The sequence below is a fragment of the uncultured Sneathiella sp. genome (assembly GCF_963976355.1).
Lineage (GTDB): Bacteria > Pseudomonadota > Alphaproteobacteria > Sneathiellales > Sneathiellaceae > Sneathiella.
Window position 1 is genome coordinate 36,382 of record NZ_CAXBKA010000004.1, and the last position, 20,877, is coordinate 57,258.

Annotated in this window: 18 protein-coding genes; 9 read left to right on the forward strand and 9 right to left on the reverse strand. The window is 52.9% G+C overall.

The features are described from left to right. The first annotated feature begins 146 nt into the window (after positions 1-146). The gene (locus AAC599_RS10445; protein WP_340150339.1) at positions 147-1,019 is read left to right on the forward strand and encodes a LysR substrate-binding domain-containing protein; all 873 of its coding nucleotides are present in this window, start codon (positions 147-149) and stop codon (positions 1,017-1,019) included. 6 nt (positions 1,020-1,025) lie between these two features. Here the strand turns inward: AAC599_RS10445 and AAC599_RS10450 are convergent, their stop codons facing one another. Both AAC599_RS10450 and AAC599_RS10455 read right to left on the reverse strand, forming a co-directional pair. Then, on the reverse strand, positions 1,026-1,886 hold the full coding sequence (locus AAC599_RS10450; RefSeq protein ID WP_340150340.1) for an MBL fold metallo-hydrolase: 861 nt from the start codon (positions 1,884-1,886) through the stop codon (positions 1,026-1,028). A 150-nt stretch (positions 1,887-2,036) separates the two neighbouring features. Further along, positions 2,037-3,212, reverse strand: coding sequence for a M20 aminoacylase family protein (locus AAC599_RS10455; RefSeq protein WP_340150341.1), 1,176 nt, complete (start codon positions 3,210-3,212; stop codon positions 2,037-2,039). A 200-nt stretch (positions 3,213-3,412) separates the two neighbouring features. Between AAC599_RS10455 and AAC599_RS10460 the strand changes: the two genes are divergently transcribed. After that, positions 3,413-4,903 carry an inorganic phosphate transporter gene (locus AAC599_RS10460; RefSeq protein WP_340150342.1) on the forward strand — a complete coding sequence of 497 codons (1,491 nt, stop codon included), beginning with the start codon at positions 3,413-3,415 and terminating at the stop codon, positions 4,901-4,903. A 6-nt stretch (positions 4,904-4,909) separates the two neighbouring features. Here AAC599_RS10460 and AAC599_RS10465 read toward each other — a convergent pair whose 3' ends face one another. Then, complete coding sequence (locus tag AAC599_RS10465; RefSeq protein ID WP_340150343.1) at positions 4,910-5,803, reverse strand: LysR family transcriptional regulator; 894 nt, start codon at positions 5,801-5,803, stop codon at positions 4,910-4,912. Between the two features lie 105 nt (positions 5,804-5,908). On the opposite strand from AAC599_RS10465, the gene AAC599_RS10470 reads away from it, so the two are divergent. Beyond that, complete coding sequence (locus AAC599_RS10470; protein WP_340150344.1) at positions 5,909-6,370, forward strand: PaaI family thioesterase; 462 nt, start codon at positions 5,909-5,911, stop codon at positions 6,368-6,370. A 17-nt stretch (positions 6,371-6,387) separates the two neighbouring features. Here AAC599_RS10470 and AAC599_RS10475 read toward each other — a convergent pair whose 3' ends face one another. Together AAC599_RS10475 and AAC599_RS10480 are read right to left on the reverse strand one after the other, a co-directional pair. Then, entirely contained in the window at positions 6,388-7,080 is a 693-nt protein-coding gene (locus tag AAC599_RS10475; RefSeq protein ID WP_340150345.1) for an NnrU family protein, read from the reverse strand. Between the two features lie 123 nt (positions 7,081-7,203). Continuing rightward, positions 7,204-7,428: a hypothetical protein gene (locus tag AAC599_RS10480; protein ID WP_340150346.1), complete on the reverse strand. Its 225-nt coding sequence runs from the start codon at positions 7,426-7,428 to the stop codon at positions 7,204-7,206. Between the two features lie 142 nt (positions 7,429-7,570). On the opposite strand from AAC599_RS10480, the gene gpt reads away from it, so the two are divergent. The 5 genes from gpt (at position 7,571) to AAC599_RS10505 (ending at position 13,941) form a co-directional block, all read left to right on the forward strand. Then, complete coding sequence (gpt, locus tag AAC599_RS10485) at positions 7,571-8,071, forward strand: xanthine phosphoribosyltransferase (protein WP_293959350.1); 501 nt, start codon at positions 7,571-7,573, stop codon at positions 8,069-8,071. 4 nt (positions 8,072-8,075) lie between these two features. Further along, the gene (gene otnI, locus AAC599_RS10490; RefSeq protein WP_340150347.1) at positions 8,076-8,861 is read left to right on the forward strand and encodes a 2-oxo-tetronate isomerase; all 786 of its coding nucleotides are present in this window, start codon (positions 8,076-8,078) and stop codon (positions 8,859-8,861) included. Positions 8,862-8,971: 110 nt separating this feature from the next. Then, on the forward strand, positions 8,972-10,765 hold the full coding sequence (locus AAC599_RS10495; protein WP_340150348.1) for a chloride channel protein: 1,794 nt from the start codon (positions 8,972-8,974) through the stop codon (positions 10,763-10,765). Positions 10,766-10,817: 52 nt separating this feature from the next. After that, entirely contained in the window at positions 10,818-13,097 is a 2,280-nt protein-coding gene (locus tag AAC599_RS10500; protein WP_340150349.1) for a UvrD-helicase domain-containing protein, read from the forward strand. After that, the gene (locus AAC599_RS10505) at positions 13,081-13,941 is read left to right on the forward strand and encodes a 50S ribosomal protein L11 methyltransferase (protein WP_340150350.1); all 861 of its coding nucleotides are present in this window, start codon (positions 13,081-13,083) and stop codon (positions 13,939-13,941) included. Before AAC599_RS10500 ends, AAC599_RS10505 begins: the two co-directional genes overlap by 17 nt. A 77-nt stretch (positions 13,942-14,018) precedes the next feature. Here AAC599_RS10505 and AAC599_RS10510 read toward each other — a convergent pair whose 3' ends face one another. Both AAC599_RS10510 and AAC599_RS10515 read right to left on the reverse strand, forming a co-directional pair. Continuing rightward, complete coding sequence (locus AAC599_RS10510) at positions 14,019-14,543, reverse strand: DUF1127 domain-containing protein (protein ID WP_340150351.1); 525 nt, start codon at positions 14,541-14,543, stop codon at positions 14,019-14,021. Between the two features lie 44 nt (positions 14,544-14,587). After that, positions 14,588-14,869, reverse strand: coding sequence for a hypothetical protein (locus AAC599_RS10515; RefSeq protein WP_340150352.1), 282 nt, complete (start codon positions 14,867-14,869; stop codon positions 14,588-14,590). 209 nt (positions 14,870-15,078) lie between these two features. Between AAC599_RS10515 and AAC599_RS10520 the strand changes: the two genes are divergently transcribed. Next, positions 15,079-17,082 (forward strand): aminopeptidase P family protein, encoded by a 2,004-nt coding sequence (locus tag AAC599_RS10520; RefSeq protein ID WP_340150353.1) that lies wholly within the window; start codon positions 15,079-15,081, stop codon positions 17,080-17,082. A gap of 12 nt (positions 17,083-17,094) precedes the next feature. On the opposite strand, the gene ligA is transcribed toward AAC599_RS10520, so the two are convergent. Beyond that, positions 17,095-19,203, reverse strand: a complete 2,109-nt coding sequence (gene ligA, locus AAC599_RS10525; RefSeq protein ID WP_340150354.1) for an NAD-dependent DNA ligase LigA — start codon at positions 19,201-19,203, stop codon at positions 17,095-17,097. Positions 19,204-19,206: 3 nt separating this feature from the next. Further along, positions 19,207-20,868 (reverse strand): DNA repair protein RecN, encoded by a 1,662-nt coding sequence (gene recN / locus AAC599_RS10530; RefSeq protein ID WP_340150355.1) that lies wholly within the window; start codon positions 20,866-20,868, stop codon positions 19,207-19,209. Positions 20,869-20,877 lie beyond the last annotated feature (9 nt).

Genomic DNA, 20,877 nt, shown 5'->3' on the forward strand with positions numbered 1-20,877 from the left:
AAATACTCTATTATGGTGTATTATAAACAATTATTTCAATTGACAGGGGTTAAAACATAACTTAATCGTCAGGTATATATAGTTATTGTTACTTGAGGGGCGTAAATGTGGACTACCACAGCATGACCTAAATCCGGAATGCGACAATGAACCATGTACAGTTAAAAGCGTTTCATGCGGTGGCAGAATCCGGAGGTTTTTCCACCGCAGCAAAAATTTTGGGGCTCACCCAGCCAGCGGTCACGTTGCAAGTCAAGGCGCTAGAACAAAGCTACAACACGAAACTGTTCAAACGGCGTGGCCGAAAAACCGAAATCACGGCGTCGGGAAGATTGCTTCTCAATCTTTCAAAGCGGATTTTTAGTCTGGAGGAGGAAGCCCATACGCTCCTCTCCTCCCTCGGTTCATTGGAAATCGGCTTTTTGAAAATCGTTGCAACCTCGTCCCTGCCATCCCTCTCTTTTTTATCGGCATTTCAAGCGCAGTACCCGGGCATTCACTTTTCCTTTACCACAATATCTACTGAAATAGTCGATGAAGAAGTTCTGGATTTTCGGGCGGATGTTGCCATTCATCATGCTCCGACGAAAGACAAAAGACTGTTTTGTCTCAAAGTCGAGGAAGCACCCCTAAAGCTGGCCGTCTCGAAAAAGCATCCTTGGTCAAAGAAGAAAGTGATGGCCTTGGATGACATAAAAGATCAGGTGATCATACTTCCTTTTGATCTCGATGCCGTCCGGGAAATAAGGGGGCATTGGTCTAAATTCATCCACAATGAGGATGAGCAGGTTCTGAACATGAAAAATAAGGAAATCGGGCGCGAGGCGGTCGCAAATAACCTGGGCATTGCCTTCTTTACGGAAACGGATATTCGCTGGGACAAGCGTATTCATACAATCGAGATAAAGGACGAGCGCCTGAAAGAAGATACCTATATCACATGTCTCGCTGAGGAGCGGAATTCTCGCTTGATATCGTCTTTTCTAGCGGCAGCAACTAATCAGCGTAAGTCATACTGAAACCCGCTACATCGCGAGAGATATTTTATTCGGATATTTTTCCGTTTCGATTTCAACAGTCATGCCTTCTCGGGCGACAAATGCTTGTGGCCAGGCCCGAGTGGCGTCTTTTGCAATCTGATCCATGAAGGCATCATCATGGGAAGGATCATGATGGAAAATCGCCAGTTGGCCAACGTTGGCAGCCTTGCATAAACGTACTCCCTCCTGCCAAGTGGAATGTCCCCACCCCTTGAATTTCGGGTATTCTTCGTCAGTGTAGGTCGAGTCGTAAATAACGAGGTTCGCGTCTTCGATCAGATTCAGGATATCTTGATCCGGGCGACCAATGACATGCTCCGTATCTGTAATATAACAAATGGATTTACCGCCATATTCTATCCGATAGCCCGTCCCTCCGTCAGGATGCTTCATGGGTGCGGTGCGGACATGAATGCCACCCCCCAAGGAGAAACTATCTCCTGACTTGAAATCCTCAAATGTGAGGTTGGCTGCCAGCTCGGCGAACGGGACAGGAAATGTCGGCTGACACATTTGCGAGGAAAGAACCTTTTTGATTCCCCCCAACTCGCTCAGATGTCCGGCCATAACCTTGATGTTTACATCATCGCGGTAAATCGGGCTGAAAAACGGGAATCCGTTAATATGGTCCCAATGGGTGTGCGACTGCAGGAAGAGGTAATCTTTCAAGCCGCGTTTCATGAGGCACTCGCCAAGTAACCTCACCCCCGTTCCGGCATCAAGAATGATAATTCGGTTATTGATGACGACTTCAACGCAGGAGGTATTCCCGCCGTATTTCATATGATCAGCGGAAGGTGTCGCGATCGACCCTCGAACCCCCCAGAACTTCACATGCATACTCATTAAGTCAACATCACTCCTTATGCTTATAAAGGTATAATGTACCTAAAGTGATGTCACCAAACGATGAAAACCAGCATGTTTATGGCTATTTTGTAATCTAGATCACGAAAATTTGGCCCAAATTGGCCAAAAAGTGACATAAGAATGCCTCTAATTTGCTTCCCGCGTCAGAATCTGCTCAGTCAATTGCACCCAGTAATTGGCGCCAAGAGGCAGGATTTCGTCATTAAAGTCATAGTTGGGATTATGAATATGGCAGCTGCCCTCACCGGAGCCATTGGCAATCATAATATAGCAGCCCGGACGCTCCCGCAGCATCCATGAGAAATCCTCCGCTCCCATGACCGGAGTAACATCCTTGTTCACATTTGTATCGCCTACCAGCTCTGTCGCCGCCGCGACGGCCAGATCCGTCTCATCCTCCGTGTTGATCGTGGGAGCGTAGCGCCGGTCATATTTAAACTCGCATTTCGCGCCATGTGCCTCCGCGATCCCGACAGCAAGCTGCCGCATCCTGTTCTCGATCATATCCTGAACCGCCGGATCGAATGCGCGCGTTGTTCCATTCATCACGACTTCCTCAGGGATGACGTTGCCGGTATGCCCGCCATGTATCTGGGCCACTGTCACAACAGCCGACTGAAGAGGGTCGACGTTACGGCTAACGATATTTTGCCAGGCCTGAATAATTTCGGCCGAGATCACAACCGGATCCGTTGTCTGGTGCGGGAAAGCACCATGTCCGCCGACACCAATCACCCGCGCCTCAAAAAAATCCGCCGATGCCATGATGGGTCCTTTGCGCACGGCAAATGTTCCCACTTCATGTCCGGGCATATTATGCATTCCATAGACACTATCCACGGGAAATTTTTCAAACAGGCCATCACTGATCATAACCCGTCCGCCAGCCACATTTTCCTCTGCGGGCTGGAAGATAAACCGCACCGTTCCGTCAAAATTCTTTGTTTCCGCCAGATGCTTGGCCGCGCCCAGCAGCATCACCGTATGGCCATCATGTCCACATCCATGCATTTTTCCATCGACCTGAGACCGGTGTTCGAATTCATTGAGTTCCTGGAGATCAAGGGCATCCATATCCGCCCGAAGTCCGATTGCCCGGTTTCCGCTGCCGTTCTTCAGGGTCCCGACAACGCCTGTCTTCGCCAAGCCACGATGCACTTCAATTCCGAAGCTTTCCAGTTTCTCGGCCACGAAATCCGATGTTTCATACTCCTCGAACGCGGTTTCAGGATGCTTGTGGATGCGATGACGCCATTCGGTCATTTCACTATGCAACTCTTTCAGTTCAGGAAGTATTCTCATTATTCTCATCCTTTGAAGGAAAAATCCGGCGTATTTTCATAAGACACTATCACAGGCCGGTGGACAAATAAAAGCCGGGATTAGCGCGGTATATATAGCCACGACGCAAACATCCTTTGATTCTTTGACGGTGAGGACTAGAAATCATGACAATTTTATGACAATTAGGCCCCTACTCTGAAAACAGGCTTGGTGAAAACATGGTAAAGCAAACACTCGATAAAGATCTTGGTCGTATCGAGAAAATTGGTACCGAGGCGATGCACAGCAGCGCCCGATACAAGGCGCTCGCGCTGGCGGTTCTGTTTTTGCTGATAGTCTGGGCCTTTTCCGCAAGCGTTACCACTGCGGGTGAGCATTCTACCCTGATTATCATTGCAGCGATTATCGGCGGATATATGGCGCTCAATATCGGCGCCAATGACGTTGCCAACAATGTCGGGCCCGCCGTCGGCTCACGTGCACTGACCATGTTCGGTGCCCTTGTAATCGCGGCCATATTCGAGGCGGCAGGTGCGATTCTTGCGGGTGGCGATGTCGTCAACACCATTCAGAAAGGCATCATAAACCCGTCTTCTATGCAGAATAGCGAGATATTCATCTGGGCCATGATGTCGGCGCTGTTTGCCGCGGCGCTCTGGGTAAATATTGCAACCTGGGTGGGTGCGCCGGTTTCGACCACCCATGCTGTTGTCGGTGGTGTGATGGGTGCTGGCATTGCGGCGGCGGGCTTCAGTATTGTCAATTGGGAAACTATGAGCGCCATCGCCGCGAGCTGGGTTATTTCCCCGGTTATGGGTGGGGCCATCGCCGCCCTTTTTCTTGCGTTCATAAAATACAATGTCATCTACAAGGAAGACAAGGTATCCGCCTCCCGGCGCTGGGTGCCGCTGCTCGTGGCGATCATGGCGGGCGTTTTCTCGGCGTATCTTGTGACCAAGGGGCTCAAGCGGATCTGGAGGCCGGATCTCGTAACCGTTATTGCGATTTCCCTGGCGTTTTTTGCTGGCACCTACGCCATCGTCAAACCTATCATTCATCGCACCTCCAAAGGTATGGAAAACCGGAATAAATCCGTTCGTGCCCTGTTTACAATTCCGCTTATCTGTTCCGCCGCGCTTCTATCCTTTGCCCATGGGGCCAATGACGTAGCCAATGCAGTCGGTCCGCTTGCGGCAATCGTGGAAACCTCCACTTCCGGCGCCATCGATGCCAAGGTGGGCATCCCGCTCTGGGTCATGCTGATCGGTGCCGCGGGCCTGAGCGCCGGGCTCTTCCTGTTTGGACCCAAGCTGATCCGAACGGTTGGAGAGCAGATCACCAAAATGAATCCGATGCGGGCATATTGCGTTGCTCTGTCGGCTGGCATCACCGTGTTGGTTGCCTCTGCCCTCGGGTTGCCCGTGAGTTCAACTCACATTGCCGTCGGGGCTGTGTTTGGTGTCGGGTTCTTTCGTGAATGGGATACGGAGCGACGAGCAAGGAAACTGCGAGCCAGCATGCGTGACGAGAAAATCCATCCTGACAGTAACCTGCCGGCGACTGATCTGGATCAATCCGAGAATCGGCCCAAAAAGCTGGTACGACGCTCGCAATTGATGACGATCATTGCGGCCTGGGTGATTACGGTGCCTTCCGCGGCATTGCTCAGCGCCGGTATATTCCTGACCATTTCCTTTTTCGCCGAATAGGATACATCAGTCCTCCCCCAGAAACATTTTTCTATCGCGTTGGAATTGATCATATAAAAAATCGAGAAGCGCGCGCATACGCTGCGCCCTGACAAGGTCGCGATGGGTCAACAGCCACATATCGATTTTCTGGTCAATCTCCCGCGGGAACAGCCTTACAAAGCGGCCATCTTTCGGGACAAGATAATGGGGAACGAGAAATAATCCGATCCCGTGGGAAACAGCCGCGATCTGCGCCGCAACTGTGTCGCAGCGAAACTTTATCTGGGCCGGGGACGCCAATTCACCAAGTGCGGCGCTTAGCACGAAATCATTCGGTCCTGATTGCCACCCAACGAAGTCATGATGGATAAGATCAGCGATTGCCTTTGGCGTCCCCTTCTTCTCAAAATAGGCTTTGGCACCGTAGAGGCCAAAACCCGCCTGCCCGACCTTACGGCCCACAAGGTCTGAAACCCGAGGGTTTGCGAGACGAAGGGCGATATCCGCCTCGCGTTTTCGCAAATTAACGACAGATATATTGAGCATGAGTTCAAACTGGATATTCGGATGGCGCTCCTGAAATTCGCTCAGCTTCGGGGTCAGCCAGTAGCTGCCAAATCCTTCGGTCGCGGAGACACGGATCAAACCGGAAAGCGATTTATCCATGCCGCGTATCTGCTGCTCTGCGCCGATGAGATCGGCCGACACTCTCTCGATCCGCGCGCGAATCCGCTGTCCGGCCGGGGTCAAAAGATATCCATGGGAAGCTCGCTCGAAAAGGCGCGTCTCTAATCGCTTCTCAAGCTCGGCAATCTGCCGGCCAACAGTTGGCTGCGATACTGACAGCTGCCGGGCCGCGGCGGAAAGGCTCCCGGTTTCGGCAACTGACAGAAAATATCGATATAGATCCCAAGACATATTTATTCATTTTTGAATAGAGTATATTCAAAATTAGCATATTTTCGTTTTAATAAAAATTCTTATCTTCCAGATATAATTCTCGCAAGACAAGGAACCCGCGCGATGATTGCATTGAACAAGAAAAAAGAGCTGGAGGAATCCCGCAAGGAAATGACGGGACTTCAGCAAATGCTCTCCATTATCGAAGGCGGCACACCGCCGCCCATATCACAAACACTTGGCTTTGATCTGTCCGAAGTTTCCCATGGCAAAGCCGTTTTCACGGGTGTGCCCGGCGAAAAACATCTGAACCCGCTTGGCACCGTGCATGGCGGCTATGCAGCGACGCTACTCGATTCCGCGCTTGGATGCGCCATCCATACGGTGCTGGAGCCGGGAGAGAGATACACAACCGTCGATCTCAACATAAAATATCTTCGGGCGATGCTGCCTGGCATGGGCAAAGTCACCGTAACAGCCGAGGTCGTGCATAAGGGCCGGAAGATCGCAACTTCGGAAGGCCGTCTGGTGGGTGAAGACGGCAAGGTGTATGCCACCGGCAATACGACCTGTGTCATCTATTGAGATAACTAAATGCTCCATCAATAGGGCGTAGGCGAAACACCGAAGACAAAACTGTGAAAATGGAAAAGCCCGGCATACAGGACGATGCCGAGCAATATCCGCCACCAAAGCGGTTTGATCGAGAGTTTCGCCTGACCCTGAAGAATGGCGGCAAAGGGAACGTTCGACGTTCGCGCCTTGAACTTGCCCCATCCGTCCTTTAGCTGCCGCGCCTTCTTTGCGTCAATGAGCACGGTTCCCGCCAGGGCGAGCACCCCGAAGGTTCCGAAGAAGATGACAGCGGCAACATCCCCATTGTTAATGACATGGGTCAGCGACCATAAGGCAAAGCTCCACATCATGGGATGACGGGTTATGGCATTGAAGCCTTCAGAAGCACTTTCGCGATCAATCAACTTTCCTGCGCCAATCGCGGTCGGATTAGGGCTTGTAATGCCGCCAACAAACAAGATTGAGGCAATCAACATCAGCAAAGCACCAAGATAGCGCCCGGCATTCCCAGCATCCCACAGCATGCCCCCCAACGGGGCCGCACGATAGGCAATGACCATCCATACCAGCAGTATGAGAGAGGCAAGGCTGAAGCCTGCCATATATCCATTCTCTCCCAGTACGGACACCAGCTTTCCACGCAGAAAACTGGACGGCACCACATGAATGAGAAGAAAGGCCAATGCTACGATAATAAGTTCGCCCATGGTCCCAGTCATGATCTTGCCTCACCTGTAGATTATCGAATTGGGAAAGTTTGCCATTATTGGATGGATTGCAAAAGTACCCTGCGTCGGAAATCACGATATTTGCGAGCGCGGTCACAAAACGCAGCTCTGCGATCAATGGCTATCTGTGTGTTTATCGATTATCCGCCGCCCCTCCTCCGTCAATTTGCAAACGAGCCAGTCCGGCTTGATCGGATTGTCGAACCAGGTCTGCACCCACCCCTTTTTCAGGCAGCTTTTGATTACCGCCTTGCTGATCTGTTGCCCATTCGGATCAAAAATAGGAAGCTTCCCGCCCGGCTGGAAACGTCCAAGCCGAAGATATCTGAGTTGGGCCATTGTCGGGGGTCTTGATGCCATGAAGAAGCCTACCGTAAATTCAGTGCCGATAAAAGCCGCCGCCGTCAACGTAGCAAAATCGAAGCTTTTATTCTTTTTATAGCCGGTTTAAAACAAATGGCACATAAAAATGGGGGATGAGATGTCTATCGGTGCGGGTTATGTAAAATATTTTCCGGTTTCCTGGGAAGAACTTCATCGCAACGGGCGGGCGCTGGCTTGGCGGCTAATGGAAAAATCTCCCTTCAAAGGCGTTATCGCCGTCACCCGTGGCGGCATGGTTCCCGCGGCCATTGTCGCCCGCGAACTCGATATCCGTCACATCGATACGGTTTGCATAGCGGCCTATCGTGACGACAAGTCCGTCGGCGAAGTGAATTTGATAAAGGGTCTGGAACTGCCGGATGACGGCGACGGTTGGGTCATCGTTGACGACCTTGTCGATAGCGGAATTACCGCACGACATGTCAGAAAAATGGTACCGAAAGCTCATTTTGCGACAATCTATGCCAAGCCAAAAGGGCTGGATCAGGTTGACACCTTCATTACGGAAGTGAGTCAGGACACCTGGATCCTTTTCCCCTGGGACCAGGCCCCTTCCTTCGCCAAACCCATTGTCGAAGAAACCCGGGCCGGAACCTAGTTTCATGCCCCTCAAATTCGCCGCCAATTTAAGCTTTCTATATCAGGACCTGCCATTTCTGGATCGTTTCGCCGCCGCCGCCGGTGATGGTTTTAAGGGCGTCGAGTATCTCTTCCCCTATGATTTCGACGCGGCCGAAATAAAATGTCACCTTGAGCGGAATAACCTTGAACAGGTCTTGTTCAATGTCCGGGCCGGCGATTTTACAAAGGGGGAACGCGGTCTTGCAAGCCTGACCGGACGGGAAGCGGAGTTTCAGGCGACGCTCCATCAGGCGATCGAGTATGCTGGAGCGCTCGGTTGCACGCGGCTACATGTAATGGCCGGTATTCGTGACAACACCGTTACCCATGATACGCAACTTGCGGTCTACCGGCATAATTTGCGTATTGCCGCTGCGGCCGCGGAGACTGCCGACATCACAATTCTGATCGAGGCTATCAATAACAAGGACATGCCCGGGTACTTCCTCGAAAGCGCAAGCATGGCGGCAACGCTCATTGAAGAGATTAACCATCCAAACCTTCGTCTGCAGTTTGATATCTATCATGTGCAGAAAACCGATGGCGATATCATCAGACAGTTTACGAAATTTGCCCCGCTCATCCGCCATATCCAGATTGCCAATCCGCCCGACCGATCCGAACCGGACAATGGTGAGATTAATTATCCCTATATTTTTGACTTTCTCGAGAGCGAAGGCTACGACGGCTGGATCGGTTGCGAATACACGCCTTCGTCAGGAACGACAGAGACTCTTGGCTGGGCGCGGGAATATTTAGGCAGATAGCGATAAAAAGCCTTGAAATTATTGAAACTTTAAAACATTCGCGATACATCTGGTATTCAGGCAAATAGTTTGCCCAATAAAAAATAAATGGACTGGATGAATGGCTGCCTATGGCCGTCTCTGAAAATTCCCGCACCGGGGAAAAAATTCTAAGCCCGATCCGCACCGCGACAAGTAGCACGCCGGTTAAACTGATAGTCTGCGCCATTGCCATTGGTCTGCTCGCCGGGTATGGCGCAGTCGGTTTTCGTATCGCCATCGCGGAAATACAGCATCTGTTTTACGGCTTTAACAGCCACGATGTCGTTTCACAGGTCGCGGACCTGCCATGGTGGCATATTATGGGCGCCCCGGTAGTTGCCGGATTGATCATTGGGTTATTCTGGAAATTTATCCTGCCGGGACATCGCGCTCAGGGCGTCGCCGATGTTATAGAAGCCGTGATTGTAAATCGCGGTAAGATGAAGCTCATTCCGGGATTAGGGGCCGTCTTTGTCAGCGCTCTTACCCTCGGCGGAGGCGGGTCAAGCGGACGTGAAGGGCCGGTCGTTCATTTCTGTGCCCTGATCGCCAGCCAGCTTGGACAGCTCATGCGGCTGCCCTCCAAATACTATCTGACCCTGATTGCCTGCGGTGTCTCTTCGGGCGTTGCGGCCTCCTTTAATGCACCTATCGCCGGGATGTTCTTCGCCCTTGAGGTGGTGGTCGGATCGCTTGCGACTCAGGCTTTTGCGCCCATCGTGATTGCCTCTGTGATCGGCACCGTTATCAGCCGGATTTATGTTGGTGATTTTCCGGCTTTTATTATTCCCCGCTACGAAATCGTGACACTTTGGGAGTTCCCCGCAATTGCGCTGTTGGGTGCCGTCGCGGCGCTGGTTTCCCTGATTTTTATCTGGAGCATCAAGTTCTCGGAACAGACCATAGACCGCTTTCATATACCGGAGGTGTTGCGCCCCGCCGCCGGTGGACTGGTTCTCGGCGGCATCGCCGTTTTCTACCCGCATATTATCGGTGTCGGGTACGAGGCGACGGACAATGCCCTTAAGGGAAATTACCCCCTTTTGCTATTGTTGATCCTGATTGTGGTCAAGACAATTGCCGTCGGCATCACCTTCGGCTCCCGTTTTGGTGGCGGCTTTTTCTCGCCGGCCCTGTTCATTGGCGCCATGACGGGCGGAGCGTTCGGGCTGATTGCGGCGACAGCATTTCCGCAAATGGCAGCCAGTCACGGTCTCTACGCCATCATCGGCATGTCTGCCGTCGCGGCATCAGTTCTCGGTGCACCGATTTCCACGATCCTGATCGTCTTCGAACTGACAGGTGACTACAAAATTTCCATCGCCGTCATGGTTGCCGTTTCCGTGGCAACGCTGATCACCAAGCATCTGGTCGGTCGCAGCATCTGGCAGACACAGCTTTTGAATCGCAATGTTGACGTTAACGAAAGCCGCGCATTACGGGCACTCAGCTTTCGCCAGGTACGCGGGATCATGGACCGGGAATTCATCGAGGTACCCAAGCAAACCACAATGCAGGAACTTCGCAAGATCATCAGTAACACAAATCATGACAAGTTCGTTGTGGTCGAGCCGGAAACCCATGAGTTTATCGGCCGCATCGATTACAGTGACATTAAGACTGGCCTGTTCGGGGATGAGCCAAGAGAGAATTTAACCGCGCTCGATCTTGTGCATGCAGACAACCCTGTCCTGTTCCCCGATACCAGCCTTAAATCGGCCGTTGAGATTATCGAAAAAGCCGGGATCGACCATATTCCTGTCATTAACAGGGCGGTTGAGCGGCGGCTGATTGGCATCCTCCACCATAAAGACCTGCTCCATGCCTATAACGCCGCGCTACTCTCTGCGCAGGACGATACCCGCGATAAAGTTTTCCGGTAATTTCGATGATAGGCGGTAGCCTCACGTCTAAGCTTGAGCTATATCTTGACCCATGGAAGACAGATTTGACATCGGCAGTTTTGAAGACACAGGGACGCGCCCTGAAAACGGCAATTTCAAATATCTTGACGGGTTGAACAGCGGCCAGAAAGCGGCTGTTGAGGCGCTCGACGGACCGGTTCTGGTGCTTGCCGGGGCTGGCACAGGTAAAACCCGGGTCCTCATTTCCCGCCTAGCCCATATCCTCAACTGCCGGGATGTCCGCCCATGGGAGATTCTTGCCGTTACCTTCACCAACAAGGCTGCCAACGAGATGCAGGAGCGGACGGCAAATATTGTCGGCCCCCAGGCAATAGAGATCAAGCTCGGTACTTTTCACGCTATCGGGGTCTGGCTTCTTCGCCGTCATGCAGAACTGGTTGGCCTTGAACGAAACTTCAATATTCTTGATCCCGATGACCAGCTTCGCCTGCTGAAGCAAATCATGACGGAACAAGGCATCGACCAGAAGAAATGGCCGCCGCGTGGTCTCGCCGCTGTCATAGACCGGTGGAAAGACAAAGGACTGCGGGCAGATCAGGTTCAGGGGCCGGAAAGCTCCGATTTCGCACATGGAAAAGCGGCCGCGCTCTATGCTCTCTATCAGGAGCGGCTGGCCGCCCAGAATGCCTGCGATTTCGGGGACCTGTTGCTTCATGTGCTGACACTGTTTCAGAAGAACCCCGATATTCTCAGCATTTACCAGAACCGGTTCAAATATATCCTGGTGGATGAATATCAGGATACGAACATCGCGCAGTATCTTCTGCTCCGGCTGCTTGCCCAACGGCACAGAAATATCTGCTGCGTAGGTGATGATGATCAGTCGATCTACGGCTGGCGCGGGGCCGAGGTTGGCAACATCCTGAAATTCGAAGATGATTTTCCGGGTGCGAAGGTGATCCGGCTTGAGAGGAATTATCGCTCCACATCCCATATTCTGGGCGCCGCATCGGGACTGATCGCCAATAATGAAGGGCGCCTCGGCAAGACCCTGTTTACAGAAGGCAATGATGGAGAGAAGGTTATCCTGAACGGTCTTTGGGACAGCCCGAACGAGGCGCGCTGGATCGCCGATGAAATAGAAAATCTGCAGCGCAAGGGCACAAGTCTACAGGAAATAGCCATTCTGGTTCGCGCCAGTTTTCAGACCCGCGACTTTGAAGAATGCTTTCTGAGCATGGGTATAAAATATCGTGTAATTGGAGGCCTGCGATTCTATGAACGTCGGGAAATCCGCGATGTGCTGGCCTATTTGCGTGTCATAAATCAGCCGGACGATGATCTCGCGTTCGAACGGATTTATAATCTTCCGAAGCGGGGCCTGGGTGACAAGGCGCTGGAAAAACTGCGGACACTCGCGCGTGCGGAAAATCTGTCGCTATCCCGTGCCGCAAGGGTCGCCATCGAGAAGAATATCTTCAAAGGGAAGCCGCAGGCGGCCCTGAAGGAACTGATGGATTGTTTCGATGACTGGCGCGCACAGAAAGATCTGATCCCGGCTGACGAACTGGTCGAGGCCGTCATGGAGGAAAGCGGTTATTTCGACATGTGGCGTCAGGACAAATCACCGGAAGCTGAGGGGAAACGCGAAAACCTGAAAGAGCTTATCCCGGCAATAGCGGAATATGAAAGTCTTGCGCAATTTCTGGAACATGTGTCCCTCGTGATGGAGAATAATGCAGACAACACAAGTGAAATGGTCAGCCTGATGACCCTGCATGCCGCCAAGGGACTTGAGTATGACATAGTGTTCCTTCCCGGCTGGGAGGAAGGCCTGTTTCCGCATCAGCGGGCTCTCGATGAAAACGGCCTCAAAGCACTGGAAGAAGAGCGGCGCCTTGCCTATGTCGGGATTACGCGCGCAAAGAAACGCTGTTATATCAGCCATGTCAGCAACCGCCGGATCCATGGCCAGTGGCAATCCTCAATTCCCAGCCGTTTTGTCGATGAGCTCCCGCGGGATCATATAAGTGATCGGGCCGATCAGGGAATTTACAACACCGCACGCATAAGCGAAGGATTCTCCCATTCAAGCTGGCGGAATCCGGATAGTTCCCATTTGGAAGAGATTCTTGAAAAGCGGGCGAGCGCCAACCAGCGGCTTGTCGATAACAGCACCAAACCGGTTGGTGGTTCCTCAAGTGACGGAGAGTTTTCCGTCGGCAGCCGTATTTTCCATCAGAAATTCGGCTATGGCAGAATTATACGGAAAGACGGCCCCAAACTGGAAATCGCCTTCGAAAAGGCCGGCGTCAAGAAAGTGATGGAAAACTTTGTCCAAACCACTTGATCCAGCGCTTTGGCAACTCACCGTTACCCTGCCGCTTGAACAAACCGACGCCATCTCCGAGATATTTGAAGATGTCGCGCTCACCGTCTCGATGGAGGAAGCGGTTAGCGATGGTTCCCTATGGCGGCTGGATATCCTCTTTTCCGGTGAACCGGAGGCCTATCTGCTGGACCAACTTCCCGCGGACCTCTCCTTCGAACTTGCGCCGCTAATACAAAAAGACTGGGTAAGCGAAAGCCAGAAGATGCTGCCGCCAGTCGACGCCGGCCGGTTCTATATCCATGGGTCTCACGACGCGCCGCATCCCGCCATTTCCCGCCACGATCTTGTGATTGATGCGGGTCGTGCCTTTGGCACGGGACTTCACGAAACGACCTACGGATGTTTGCTGGCACTGGATGATTTACGAAAAAGCAGGAACGTCAACAATCCGCTGGATCTTGGTTGCGGCTCGGGCGTTCTGGCGCTCGCCATTGCGAAGGCCTGGGGAAAACCGGTAATCGCCAGCGACATTGACCTCGCAGCAGTGACGGTAACACGCGACAACGCCAGTAAAAATCATCTCTCGCCGCTTATTACCGCAGTTCAAGCAGCCGGGCTACAGAGCCGAATATTGCAGAAATCCGCTCCATATGACCTGATCGTTGCCAATATATTGGCTTGGCCCTTGGTGAAAATGGCGCCGAACATCGGCAAGGCACTCTCCAGAAGAGGTGTATTGGTGCTTTCCGGGCTGTTACAATCTCAGGAAGTTATGGTAAGCCGCGCGTATTTACAACAGGGACTCAGATTGAAGCGCCGTTATAATATCAACAGTTGGAGTGTTTTAGTGCTCAGCCGATAGGAAACGGCTGAAATGAAATGTATGACGGCCGACCCGCCTCACATTGGGGGAGGCAAAGGCGGATCGGCCGGTGACGATCAACCTGCTTTGCGGTGATCGTTTGTGTTGCTCGGCCGTACCAGATTATCGTTGGCCCTGTCATTCCTGTTGCCATTAACCGCAGCCTCTACTTCGCTACGCGTTAAGCCAATGTCGGCCAGCTGCCGTGAGTCCATTGCCATCAAATGAACATATGCAGCGCGGGCCTGCTGGGCCTCAATAAACTTGTTCATCAACTTACGCCAGAAGCCGGTTTTCGTCGTCATTGCCATTTCTCTTCTTCCCTCAACAGCCAGTTCAATATCTGATCTGGTAATTCCGATATCTTTCAATTCACGATCCGTCATCGCGAATAAAGTTTCTTTTGCCGCCTCCAGTTGGCGGTATTCCTTATACTTACCAACCGTACGCCGATACATTTTTCGAAGAGCGTCGGTCAGGAATTCGCTTCTCAGTTCATGCGCGTTCCTTATGTACTTCTCCGTATCGATAACGAGATTGTTCGTATTAATCGGTTCTATAAAAGCCAATGCTTCAATTTCTTTCTTGCCATAGCTAATCATCTTACTGCTCCATTAAAATTCTTTATCGCCCTCATGGGCGGTCATCACCGGGTGTAACTCTCTGTTGCCGGCCCCGGACAATTCTCATTTGCGGCCCATCGCGTAAACCCAACACCATCATTCACCGCCACGCCGAGGGGAACTTTTGTCAGTTCAACAACAACTTCCGCTTTTTCCTTGGCAAGGCGCATATGTTTTCGCATAGACTGCAAGAGCGTCGAAATTTTGAAATGCTGAAAACGCGATGCAGTATTGAAAAGAGTCCCGGAGACGGGTCCAAATTGCAAATTCTGTGCGTTGCCAGCTTTCTCAATTCTTGCGTACATTTGACTTTCCTTACCTACGTTTTTGATGAGGAATATATTGCACTGCATTCATTAAATAACAATGACTTGCATCACATTTTTGCCCGCTAAGATCGTAACGGTGCATTGCATAAATTGCATAGCTCGCGTCGCACTTATGCGAAAAAGCGCCATATCTCAATGCAAAACCCCTTGTTTTCGGGGGATGCAGCAGACTTCAGGAAGTATCGATGGAATTCGCTGAGTTAAACCAGATTATCACCGGATTAACACCCGGCGCAGATAACAGTAAAACAATTCACCTGTTGCGTGCCGCCGCTGCCGCACCGCCGCGGGCGGATGAGGACATTCTTTTTCATCAGCTTTTTCCAAATCTTTCGGAGACGGAATTCCAGAAACTGCAATCTGCAAGGGATGCCATCCGCAAGGACCTGAGCACAGTCGTCCTCAATCCGGCGGCATCGAAAGACCGGCTGGAGAAATTACGGGCAGAAATGGCGCGGGAGAAAATCGACGGGTTTATTGTCCCCCTCAATGACGAGTTTCACGGTGAGGCCGCCCCACTTGCTGCCGAGCGGCTGAAATGGCTGACAGGTTTTACGGGGTCCGCGGGCGTTGCTGCCGTCCTGAAAGACCAAGCCGCTATCTTCGTTGATGGCCGCTATACTCTTCAGGTCCGTAATGAAGTGGATACAACTCTTTTCACGCCCCGTCATGTGAGCGAGGAACCGATGACGGCCTGGCTGTCCGAGAATATGAAAGCTGATGAGACACTTGCAATCGATCCGTGGCTGCATACTGAAAACAGTGTGAAAACCTTGAAAAAGTATACGTCGCATAACGGGATAACCCTCAAATCCGTTCCGGAAAATCCGATCGACAAGGTATGGGATGATCGTCCCCAAAAGCCCCTGGCCCTCGTGGTTCCCCACGAAAAGCAATTCGCTGGCGAAGAATCCGCAAGCAAGCGCAACCGCATTGCCACAGGCATGGCCGAAAGGAATGTGGATGCTGTTGTCCACACGCTGCCTGATATCGTCGCCTGGCTGCTGAATATTCGCGGGGCTGACTTGCCCTGTACGCCTTTTGCCCTCGGGTTTGCGATTACCTATCAGGATGCGACGGTCGATCTTTTTATCGACGAGATAAAATTCGCACCGACCATGCGGGAGCATTTAGGCAACATGGTCCGCGTGAAACCACCTTCGGAGTTTGAGCAGACGCTCGCGATGCTCGGCGGCAAGCAGGTACAAATAGATCCCATGGTCACCAGCCAGCAGATTGTCGATCAGCTGACTAACGCCAAGGCCAAAATTATCCGTGGCGAGGACCCTTGCCTGCTGCCAAAAGCGATCAAGAATGATACGGAAATTAACGGCACTCGCGAGGCTCATATCCGTGACGGCGCAGCGGTCGCGAAGTTCCTGCATTGGCTGTCCGAGACGGCCACCAGCGGTAATGTGGATGAATTGACAGCGGAAGCAAAGCTCCGGTCGTTCCGGGAAACCGGCCAGAACTTCCGTGATCTAAGTTTTAATACGATTTCAGGCGCTGGCTCCAACGGAGCCATCGTTCACTACCGCGCCAGCAAAGCAACCAACAAACCACTAAAGCCGGGTTCTCTCTATCTTGTCGATAGCGGTGCACAATATCTGGATGGTACGACTGATATCACCCGCACCATTGCAATCGGGGAACCCAGCCCGGAGATGCGCCATCGTTTCACACTGGTTCTGAAAGGGCATATTGCCATCGCGACGGCGCTTTTCCCGAAAGGAACTTCAGGGAGCCAGCTCGACACCCTTGCAAGGGCGCCTCTCTGGGCGGCGGGCCTCGATTATGACCACGGGACCGGGCATGGCGTGGGCAGCTATCTCTCCGTTCATGAGGGACCGCAGCGAATTTCCAAGGCGCCAAGCACGGTATCCCTCACCCCCGGTATGATTATCTCGAATGAACCGGGATACTATAAGACCGGTGCCTATGGTATCCGCATAGAAAATCTTGTTACCGTCACGAAGGTCACACCTCCGGACGGAGCGGAGCGAGAACTCTATGGATTCGAAACCCTGACCTTTGCGCCAATCGACAAGGCGCTGATTGATAAGGAACTGCTCAGCCCGTCCGAACTGAACTGGCTGAACAACTATCACCAGCAGGTACGCGAAAAGCTGGCATCCCTGGTGGAAGGTGACGCGCTCGCCTGGTTGCAGGAGGCAACGGCCCCCCTTTAGACGGGAGCAATATCAGTTTCCGATCAGGTCAAGCCACTCCTGTTCGTTCAGGACGGTCACATCTAGATCTTTGGCTTTCTTGAGCTTGGATCCCGCGTTGGCGCCTGCCACCAGATAATCCGTTTTGGCCGAGATCGAGCCGCTCACCTTCGCGCCAAGCCCTTCCGCCTTAGCCTTCATTTCCTGCCGAGTCATGAGTTCCAGCGTTCCGGTGAAAACAACCGTCTTTCCAGCAACGGCGCTGTCCTGCGCCGGCGGATCGAAATCCGTTACCGTTACCTCGGCAAGCAGATCATCGAGCATTTCCTGATTACGGTCCTCACGGAAAAATTCGGTGACCGCATCTGCCACCGCAGCGCCGATCCCGTCAATATCGAGAAGTTCCGCATAGGCGTCCCCTGCATTATCACTGGTATCACTCAGACTGGATCTGAGCTTGTCAAAACTGAGATAGTTCCGGGCCAGCAGCCTCGCATTCCCCTGTCCGATATGCCGGATGCCCAGCGCATAGACAAAACGGTCAAGCGGCACTTCGCGCTTGTCATCAATGGCATCAAACAGATTACGGGTTGCCTTTTCACCAAACCCTTCGCGGTTTTTGATCCGCTGCAAGTTGCCCGGTTCCGCATCCCGCTTCTCAAGAGTGAATATGTCCGCAGGAGTTTTGATCAATCCATCCTGATAAAAGGATTCGATCAGCTTTGCCCCAAGCCCCTCAATATCCAAGGCATTGCGGGAGATAAAATGCTTGAGTCTCTCAACAGCCTGCGCGCGGCAGATCAATCCACCTGTACAACGACGGACGGCATCCTCTTTACCCGTGGTCTCGTTGACCTCCTTAACCGCATGGCTGCCGCAAATGGGGCAGCGGGTCGGGAATTCATAGGGCGCGCTATCCTTGGGGCGCTTTTCAAGGTTCACTTCAACTACCTGCGGAATGACATCGCCCGCCCGCTGCACCACCACAGTATCGCCTATGCGGATATCCTTCCGTATGATTTCATCTTCGTTATGCAAGGTTGCGTTAGAGACGACGACGCCGCCAACTGTAACCGGATGAAGCCGGGCAACAGGGGTGAGAGCGCCAGTACGGCCCACCTGAATTTCGATATCCTCAATAATCGTCGTCGCCCGCTCGGCCGGAAATTTATGCGCGATCGCCCAGCGCGGGCTGCGGCTGACAAACCCGAGGCGTGATTGCCATTCAAGACGGTTAACCTTGAAGACAACACCGTCGATATCATAGTCGAGCTCCGCCCGGAGTTCCTCGATCTTGCGGTATGCGTCAATCGCCTCTTCCATATTGGCGCAAACCTCTGACAAGGGATTTACCGAAAAACCCCAGTTCTTGAAGGCCGCCAACACCTCCGCCTGCGTCTGTCCCGGCACACTGGATGCCTCTCCCCAGGCGTAAGCGAAGAAGCGCAATTTCCGCGATGCGGTGATTGAATGATCGAGTTGCCGCAGGCTGCCCGCAGCTGCATTTCTGGGATTTGCAAATATCTTGCCGCCGCTCTCCGCTTGCGCCTTGTTCAGCTCCAAAAAATCCGCCTTCGACATATAGACCTCACCGCGAATTTCAAACAAATCCGGGGGTGGTGCCTTTGCACCTGCAAATTCAAGAGGGAGGTCTGTGACACCGCGCAGGTTTGCTGTGATATCTTCGCCGACCTGCCCGTCACCGCGGGTGGCTCCCTGAATAAACCTGCCCTTCTTATATCTCAGGCTTGCGGAGAGACCATCGATCTTCGGCTCGGCAAAAAAGGCAACTTCCTCTGCCGGTCCCAGCCCGAGAAACCGCCGGATGCGGCCTTCAAACTCACGCAGCTCGTCGTTGCTAAAGGCGTTGTCGAGGGACAACATGGATACCTTGTGCTTGACCTTGCCAAATCCCTTGGCCGGAGCAACGCCAAGACTCTGCGACGGGCTATCGGGTGTGACCAATTCCGGAAACCGTGCTTCCAGTTCAAGCAGCTGTTTTCTCAGTTCGTCATATTCCGCGTCGGGAATGGCAGGATCATCTTCCCGGTAATAGGATTCGTCATGCTTCCTGATAGTATCTACGAGCGTAAGATGCACTTCCTTGGCTTCCTCGGAAGTCATGTTCTTCAAATCCGCCATGTATTACCCCTCGATCAGGCTGAGAGCGGCGGCACGGGCTTCCGCCGTTATGCTGGCGCCCGAGAGCATACGGGCAATCTCCTCCGTCCGGGCAGAGGGATCGAGGCGATCAACAGACGTTATCGTGACATTGTTCATTTCCGACTTCCGAATATTCCAGTGAGCCTGACCGGCAGCGGCAACCTGCGGAGAATGGGTGACAACCAGTACCTGTAACCCTTCGGCAAGGCGGCGCAGACGATCTCCTACCGCGTCCGCGGTCGCCCCACCGACACCCCGGTCGACCTCGTCAAATATCAGCGTGGGAGCAGAACCAACCTTTGCCAGCACAACTTTGAGGGCCAGCATAAAGCGGGACAGTTCACCGCCCGAAGCAATCTTGATAAGAGGCCCCGCAGTACTTCCGGGATTTGTCGCCACCAGAAAAGAAACCTTATCTATGCCAGAGGGTCCCCAGTTACTCTCCGGCAGATCGCGAACAAACGTTGTGAATTTTGCCGTACCGAGTTTAAGCGGCTCTAATTCTGCCATGACGGCAACATCCATCTTCTTCGCAGCATCGGCGCGCCTCTCTGATAATTGTGTGGCGGCGTCGATAAACTCTTTTCGGGCTTCAGAGGCTGCTTTCTTTAGGGCTTCAACCTCCCGATCCCCATCCTCGACCGACTGCAACCGCATAATAAAGCTTTGCAGGAGCCTGGGTAGGTCCGCAACCTCGCATTTATGCTTACGAGCTGCCGCTCTCAGCGCGAACAACCGCTCCTCCACCACTTCAAGCCCGGCGGGGTCCATATCCAGATCGCCGGCGACTGAATTGATAATAACCTGGGCTTCGGCCATTTCGATAGCCGCCCTTTCCAGGCCTTCCAGCACAGGATCTAACTTTCCTGCCGCTTTCTCAATCACGCGTTCGACGGCGCGTGTCGCGGTCCGGATGCGGTTTTCGACCCCCCCATGATCCGTAAGCGCCTTCTCTGCGTCCCGGAGAGCTTCCGCGATTTTTTCGGCATGCATAAGGTTGGAACGCTGTATCGCAAGCTTTTCCTCTTCCCCTTCCTCCGGCGCGAGTTCGGTTAACTCTTCGACGACATGACGTAAATACTCTTCATCAACGCGCGCCTGTTCGATTTCCTGAAGGGCATGTGCCAGCTTTTCTTCCGCCGCCTGTAAAGTCTCAAACTTGCCTGCCGTCACAGAAACATCACGGTCCAATCGCCCGTACTGATCCAGGAGCGCCCGGTGACTCCGCGCATCCAGCAAGCCTCGCTCCGCATTCTGTCCGTGAATTTCAACAAGAGCATCGCCGACAGTGCGGAGCAGCCCGGCGCTCACAACCTGGTCATTGATGCTGGCACGGCTGCGGCCATCCGCTCCCAGAGAGCGACGAAGGATAAGTGGCTCGCCCGGTTCGACTTCGATATCCCCCACTTTTTCAAAGACCGGATGCGTGGGGACAAGACTGAAGGTCGCCGTCACGGACCCCTGATCCGCGCCCGCCCGCAGGAGACTTGTGTCCGCCCTCGCACCGAGCGCAAGGGCGAGGCTGTCAAGGAGTATGGACTTGCCTGCCCCTGTCTCGCCGGTCAGCACACATAGTCCGTCTTCAAAGGTAAGGTCCAGCTTTTCGATCAGTACAATATTGCGGATGGAGAGTTGTTCCAGCATTTCTGATCA